The organism is Sphingopyxis sp. SCN 67-31, assembly GCF_001725095.1.
This window is the reverse complement of sequence record NZ_MEFH01000036.1, coordinates 1-6,146: the sequence shown is the minus strand read 5'-3', so window position 1 is coordinate 6,146 and position 6,146 is coordinate 1. Positions and strand designations below refer to the sequence as shown.

Sequence of the window (6,146 nt, the reverse complement as noted above, 5' to 3'; positions counted from 1 at the left end):
TCCCAGCCGGTCCATGCGCCCTTCGACATCGGCGACAAGTCCTGCTTCGCCGCCGAACAGATGCGCCGCGCCCGCGATGTCGAGGATCAGCCCGTCGGGGGCATCGAGCGCGACGAGCGGCGTGTAGCGCGCGCAGCCCTGCGCCAGCCGGTCGAGCCAGGCGGCATCGGCGACGGGATCGTGCGGCACGACGGCAAGGTCGCCGACCTGCGCGCGAGCATCGGCGAGCGGCATGCCGGGGCCGAGCCCCAGCGCCGCGGCGTGCGGATCGACGCTCGCAAGACGGAGCGCCCCGCGCTGCTTTTCGGCAAAGACGATCGGAGCGTCAGGCGGCGGCGCGGCGCGGCACAGCCGTTCGGCCGGGAGCCACGGGAAGAAGAGCGCCAGATAGCGCCGCCCCCCGGAAGACTTGCTCATCGCGATTCCATTCCATCTGCCAGCGGGCGCCCGCGGGGCCGCCGCGCCAGCGTATCAGGTCGAGGGTGAAGCCCGGGGCGCCCGGCGCATCGGCCTCGAGCGCGGTCGAGGGCGCGGCGGCGACCGTCCAGCGCGTTTCCGCCACGCTGGGCGCGGGAAGGGTGTTGAGGCGCAGCATCAGCAGCACGGTCCCCGCATCGCGTGCGCCGAGTGCCAGCCGCCGCCCCGCGGTCAGGTCGAGCGCGGGCCATGCTCCCCAGCTTTCGACGATAACCGCCGCCGATCCGCCGCACCGCACCGCGTCATTGGCGCAGGCGAGGAGCATTTTGGGGTCGGCGGTTTCGACGAGCAGCAGCCGGTCGGGGTCGCCGCCAAGCTCGGCGATGCCGGGCGCATAGATATGCCCTGCGCGCCGTGCGGCATCGGCGGTGCGCAGCCACAGCAGCGGCGCCGCGCCGGGCGTACGCAGCGCGAGCAACGCGGCAAAGGCGGCAGCGCTCGTCGCATCGAGCGCGTCGGCTGCGAAAAATTCATGCGTCTTGCCGATTGCCAGCCCGCCGCCGATCGCCGCATCGAAATCCGCATGGCCGCTCGCCAGCCAGCCGCCATCGCCCCCGCCGGACGGGGCGCCGCTATCGGCGAGCCGGGCGACGCGTTGGCGCAGCGCGGCGAGAGAGGAAGACGACTCGCGCATAATGTTCCTGATTTGTTCTATTAGCGCGCGAGCGGATGGGGTTGTCAAGCGGAGTCGGGATTCGCGTCTTGATTGCGGGATTAACGCGCCGCGGACCCCGCGCTGCTGTCGCCGCCAAGCGCGCTGAACAGGGCGATGCGGGTCTGGACAAGCAGCAGGCCCGTCGCGATTTCGCTGCGCCGCGCGGCATAGAGGCTGCGCTGCGCGTCGAGGCTGGCGAGGAAACTGTCGACCCCGCCCTTGTAGCGCGCATCGCTGAGTCTCGCCGTATCGGCCGCGGCTTCGGTGTTGGCGGCGGCGGCGCGGACGCGCTCGGCGATCGTGCCTTGCACCGCGAGGGCGTCGGCGACTTCGCGAAAGGCGGTCTGGATCGCGCCTTCATAGCTGGCAAGCGCGGCATCGCGCTGCGCCTCGCTCACCGCCACCCCGGCGCGGCGGCCACCGAAATCGAAGATCGAGGCACTGGCATTGCCGCCCGCCGACCAGGCGAAGGAGCCCTTGTCGAACAGGCTCGACAGCGCGTCGCTGGCAAAGCCCAGCAGGCCGGTCAGCGAAATCGTCGGGAACAGGCGTGCGCGTGCGACGCCGATATCGGCGTTGGCGGCGCGCAGCAGATATTCGGCCTGGATCACGTCGGGCCGCCGCAACAGGATTTCCGACCGCATCCCGGCCGGGGGCGCCGCAACCGCGGGCGTCACCTCGGCCAGGCTGGCGGGGAACAGCGCCGGATCGACATCGCCGCCGACGAGCAGGCGGATCAGATTTTCGTCCTGCGCGATCGCAGTCTGCTGCTGCGCGATCGCGTCCTCGGCGGTCGCCAATATCTGTTCGGCTTGCCTGAGGTCGGTGCGCGGGGCGACGCCGCCGTCGAGCCGCGCCTTCGTCAGCCGGACATTTTCGCGCGCATTGGTGGCGGTTTCCTGCGCAATGGCGAGCAGGTCGCGGTCGGCGCCATAGGCGGCCCAGGCATTGGCAAGATCGGCGATCAGGCTCAACCGCACGGTGCGCGACGCGGCCTCGGTCGCCAGCGCGCGGTCGCGGTCGGCGGCATTCGCGTTGGCGAGGCGCCCGAACAGGTCGAGTTCGAAGGCGGTGACCCCGCCTTGCAGCGCGAAACTGCTGCCCGCGCCGCCGGAGCCGCCACGGTCGGCATAGTCGCCGCTCGCGCTGACGCCGATCGCCGGGAATTGCGCCGCCCGGCTGACCCGCACCTGCGCGCGCGCCGCCGCCAGATTGGCATAGGCGGTGCGCAGGTCGCGATTGTTCGCGAGCGCCTGTTCGACGAGCGACTGGAGCCGCGCGTCGGTGAACAGCTGTTTGTAGGACAGGATCGGCAGCGCTGCCTCGCTCTCGATCAGATAGGCGTCGCCGACCGGCCAGCCTTGCGGCACCGGGGGCGGCGGTAACGCCGTCTTCGGCGCAAGCGAACAGCCCGCGAGCATCAGCGGCGCTGCGATCATCAGGAAGGGCGCGCGTTTCATGCCGTCACCTCCGCGCCGCCGTCCTTTTTGCCGAAGCGCCGGCGCAGCGCGGCAAGCCCGTCGCGCACGCCGCGGCGCACGAGCACGAAGAAGAGCGGGATGAAGAAAATGGCGAGCAGCGCGGCAGTCAGCATGCCGCCGATCACCGACGTACCGATCGCAACGCGGCTGTTGGCCCCCGCACCGGTTGCGATGGCGAGGGGCAGGACGCCGAAGATGAAGGCAAAGCTGGTCATCAGGATCGGACGCAAACGGATGCGCGCCGCCTCGACCGCTGCCTCGATAACGCGGCGGCCCTTGCGTTCCTCCTGTTCGGCGAACTCGATCATCAGGATCGCATTCTTCGCCGCCAGTCCCATCGTCGTCAGCAACCCGATCTGCAGATAGACGTCGTTTTCCAGCCCGCGCAGCGTCACCGCGAAAACCGCGCCGACCAGCCCCAGCGGAATGATGAGCAGCACCGCAAGCGGGATCGACCAGCTTTCGTAAAGCGCGGCAAGACAGAGGAAGACGACGAGCAGCGACAGGCCATAGAGCAGGGGCGCCTGCCCCGACGACAGGCGTTCCTGATAGGAAGCGCCCGCCCAGGCGACGCTGGTGCCGGGAATTTCGGCCGCCATCCGCTCCATCTCGTCCATCGCCTCGCCCGAACTGACGCCGGCGGCCGCCTGCCCCGAAATTTCGAACGCCGGGACGCCCTGAAAGCGCGAGGTGCTGGCCGGGGTGGTCGACCAGCCGATGCTCGAAAAGGCCGAGAAGGGCGACATCTCGCCATCGGACGAGCGGACATACCATTGCCCGATATCGTCGGGCTTGGCGCGATAGGGGGCGTCGCCCTGGACATAGACGCGCTTGACGCGGCCCTTGTCGATGAAGTCGTTGACGTAGCGGCCGCCCCAGGCGGTCGCCAGCGTGTTGTTCACATCGCCGTTGCTGAGGCCATAGGCGGTCAGCCGCTGCGTATCGATATCGACCTTCAACGTCGCAACATCGGGAAGATCGCTGAGCCGCACCGAGGTAAGCTTGGGATTGGCATTGGCCATGTCGAGCAGCCGGTCGCGCGCCGCGACGAATTGGGCGCGGCTCATCCCGCTGCGGTTCTGGAACTCCATCGTAAAGCCCGACGAATCGCCAAGACCGCGCACCGCGCCGGGAACGAGGGCGAAGACCTGCGCGTCGCGCAGGCCCGACAGCGCCTTGCGCGTCCGGTCGGCGATCGCGTCGGCGGTGTTCTCCTTGCCGGGCCGGTCGTCCCAGTGGACGAGGTTCAAAAAGCCCTGGCCGGTATTCTGGCCGGTCGCACCGCCCCCGCCGCCGCCCGCGACGAGGAAGAGCGCGCCGACATTGGCCTTTTCCTGGCTCAGCAGATATTTTTCGACGCTGTCGCGCACGGCGAGCGTGCGTTCCTGCGTCGCGCCGGCGGGCAAGCGGAACTGCACCGAAACGCGGCCCTGATCCTCATTGGGCAGAAAGCCGGTCGGCAGGCGCACGAACATCAGCACCAGCAGCACCAGAATGATGGCGTAGATGCCAAGGAACAGCCATTTGCGGTCGACGACGCGGGTCACGCTGCCGACATAGCCGCGGACCGTGCGTTCGAACCGCGTGTTGAAGCCGTCGCGGGCGCGGATCATCGCGGCGTGCAGGCGCGGGAAACGGTGCGGCCGACCCTCGTCGCCGCCATGGCTGCGCGGTTTGAGCAGGGTCGAGGTCAGCGCCGGGCTGAGGATCAGCGCGACGAGCACCGACAGCGCCATCGCCGACACGATGGTGATCGAGAACTGGCGATAGATGACGCCCGTCGATCCGCCGAAAAAGGCCATCGGAAGAAAGACCGCCGACAGCACCATCGCGATCGCGATCAGTGCGACCTGCAATTCCTTCATCGACTGGATCGTCGCCTCGCGCGCCGACATGCCGGGATTCTCTTCCATCAGCCGCTCGACATTCTCGACCACGACGATCGCGTCGTCGACGAGCAGGCCGATCGCGAGCGTCAGGCCGAACAGGGTCAGCGTGTTGATCGTGAAACCGGCGATATAGAAGACGCCGAAGGTGCCAAGCAGCACGACCGGCACCGCGATCGCCGGGATCAGCACCGCGCGCCAGCTTTGCAGGAAGACGAACATCACCAGCACGACAAGCAGGATCGCCTCGAACAGCGATTTCTGCACTTCGCTCACCGACAGCTTGATGAAGGCGGTGGCGTCGTTGGCATAGGCATAGGTCAGGCCGTCGGGAAAATCCTGCGCCAGTTCGGCAACGCGCGTCTTGACCCGGTCGGCGGTTTCCAGCGCGTCGGAGCCGGGCGATAGCGAGATCGAGATGCCCGCACCCGGATGGCCGTTGATGCGCACGATGGTGCCGTAATTTTCGGCGCCGACCTCGACCCGCGCGACGTCTCTGATCCTTACAGTCGACCCGTCGGGCAGCGTCTTGAGCACGATATTCTCGAACTCTTCGGGCGTCTGCAACCGCGACTGCGCGGTTACGGTCGCATTCAGCATCTGTCCCTCGGGCGCCGGGGTGCCGCCGACCTCGCCCGCCGCGACCTCGCTGTTCTGTGCGGTGATCGCGGTGACGACGTCGCCGGGCATCAGCGACACCGCGGCGAGCCGCTGCGGGTTCAGCCAGATGCGCATCGCGTGCGGCGAGCCATAGACATTGACGTCGCCGACGCCTTCGACGCGCGACAGCGGATCCTGCACGTTCGACGACAGATAGTCGGACACATCCTGGTTCGATCGCGTGTCGGTGGTGTCATAGACGCCGACGAGCAGCAGCGAATCCGAATTGGACTTGGTGACGCGCACGCCCTGGCTTTGCACCTGTTGCGGCAGGCGCGAGATGGCGGAGGCGATCTTGTTCTGCACCTGCACCTGCGCGATGTCGGGATCGGTGCCCTTGGCGAAGATGGCGGTAATCGTTGCCTGCCCGCGCGAACTCGACTGCGAGCTGAAATAGAGCAGGCCGTCGATACCGGTGAGCTGTTGCTCGAGCACCTGCGTGACGCTGTTCTCGATCGTCTCGGCGGAGGCGCCGGGATAGCTGGCGCGGATATTGACCTGCGTCGGCGCGATGTCGGGATATTGTTCGATCGGCAGCGAAAACAGCGCGCCGAGCCCGCCGAGCATGACGACGATGGCCAGTACCCAGGCGAAGATCGGCCGATCGATGAAAATGCGCGACATGGGGCGTTATTGTCCTTTCGTCGCGGCGCTCTTGTCGGCGCTCTTCCCCGCGGGCGCCCCCACCCGCTGCGGACTGGACGCGGGCACGGGCTTGATCGCCGATCCCTGCTTCAGGTTGCCGACTCCCTGCGTGATGACCCGGTCGCCCGGTTTCAGCCCGCCGGTGACGACCCAGTTCGCGCCGACCGTGCGGTCCGCGTCGACCTTGCGCCGTTCGGCCTTATTGTCCTTGCCGACCAGATAGACGAAGGCCGATCCGTCGAAATCGCGCTGCACCGCGGCCTGCGGCACCAGCATTGCCGCGGGGTTCACCGCCTGGTCGAACAGCGCGGTCACGAACATGCCGGGCATCAGCAGGCCCGA

At 68.1% G+C, this 6,146-nt stretch carries 5 protein-coding genes; all 5 read right to left on the bottom strand.

Features of this window, described 5'->3' with window-relative positions; translation table 11 throughout:
• On the bottom strand, nucleotides 1–417 hold a 417-nt coding region (locus ABS88_RS04960; protein ID WP_502686137.1), incomplete at its 3' end, for a DNA polymerase Y subunit UmuC family protein.
• Nucleotides 326–1,111 (bottom strand): ImuA family protein, encoded by a 786-nt coding sequence (locus ABS88_RS04955; protein ID WP_058812224.1) that lies wholly within the window; start codon nucleotides 1,109–1,111, stop codon nucleotides 326–328. The genes ABS88_RS04960 and ABS88_RS04955, both read right to left, overlap by 92 nt.
• Nucleotides 1,112–1,191: 80 nt before the next feature.
• Nucleotides 1,192–2,592 carry an efflux transporter outer membrane subunit gene (locus tag ABS88_RS04950; protein ID WP_286749320.1) on the bottom strand — a complete coding sequence of 467 codons (1,401 nt, stop codon included), beginning with the start codon at nucleotides 2,590–2,592 and terminating at the stop codon, nucleotides 1,192–1,194.
• Nucleotides 2,589–5,783: an efflux RND transporter permease subunit gene (locus ABS88_RS04945; RefSeq protein ID WP_286749319.1), complete on the bottom strand. Its 3,195-nt coding sequence runs from the start codon at nucleotides 5,781–5,783 to the stop codon at nucleotides 2,589–2,591. Before ABS88_RS04945 ends, ABS88_RS04950 begins: the two co-directional genes overlap by 4 nt.
• Nucleotides 5,784–5,789: 6 nt before the next feature.
• Nucleotides 5,790–6,146 (bottom strand): efflux RND transporter periplasmic adaptor subunit (locus tag ABS88_RS04940; RefSeq protein WP_286749317.1); only part of this gene is annotated, 357 nt, incomplete at its 5' end.

Coding starts and splice junctions, on each gene's coding strand:
- ABS88_RS04955 (WP_058812224.1), bottom strand. CDS start 1,111: ATGCGCGAGTCGTCTTCCTCTCTCGCCGCGCTGCGCCAACGCGTCGCC.
- ABS88_RS04950 (WP_286749320.1), bottom strand. CDS start 2,592: ATGAAACGCGCGCCCTTCCTGATGATCGCAGCGCCGCTGATGCTCGCG.
- ABS88_RS04945 (WP_286749319.1), bottom strand. CDS start 5,783: ATGTCGCGCATTTTCATCGATCGGCCGATCTTCGCCTGGGTACTGGCC.